General features: G+C 39.3%; 1 protein-coding gene. It reads right to left on the minus strand.

Features of this window, described 5'->3' with window-relative positions; translation table 11 throughout:
• A partial coding sequence (locus tag QME58_14405) for an IS5/IS1182 family transposase (protein ID MDI6805004.1) occupies positions 1-259 on the minus strand: 259 nt, incomplete at its 3' end.
• Positions 260-450 lie beyond the last annotated feature (191 nt).

The raw sequence follows: 450 nt of genomic DNA on the forward strand, positions 1-450 counted from the left end.
GCGCAAGTTTTTGTTGCTTTTTATTACGTTTGAATCTCAACTGATAGCTGAGCTTCTTTATCGTACGTCTATAACTCTGTCGCAACTCGATATCTTCTGCTTCGGCTATCGCTATACTCTTGTTTATTATTTTCCTGTAAAGTTTATTATCGGTCGGAAAAGTGATATTCTTCTCCTGTACAGTTGTGTCTACACAAACATCTTTTTCTTTACTATCTTTACCGTTTATACGTACACTCTCTCGAAATATTAATTCCATACCGGCATCTCCTATCCTATTGCGGAAGTGAACTAATTCACTCGGCTCACACGGCTGACCTGTTACGAAACTTGTCATACCACAGAAATATTGATAGTAAGAATTTTCCTGCTCCGCCTCAGGCGGACTCTACCACACTTTCGTCGCTCAAGTTCCGAATATGTTTTAGAAGTAGTAATCCAGTCAGCAAA

The sequence above is a fragment of the Bacteroidota bacterium genome, from assembly GCA_030017895.1.
In the GTDB taxonomy this organism is placed as follows: Bacteria; Bacteroidota; Ignavibacteria; order UBA10030; family BY39; genus JASEGV01.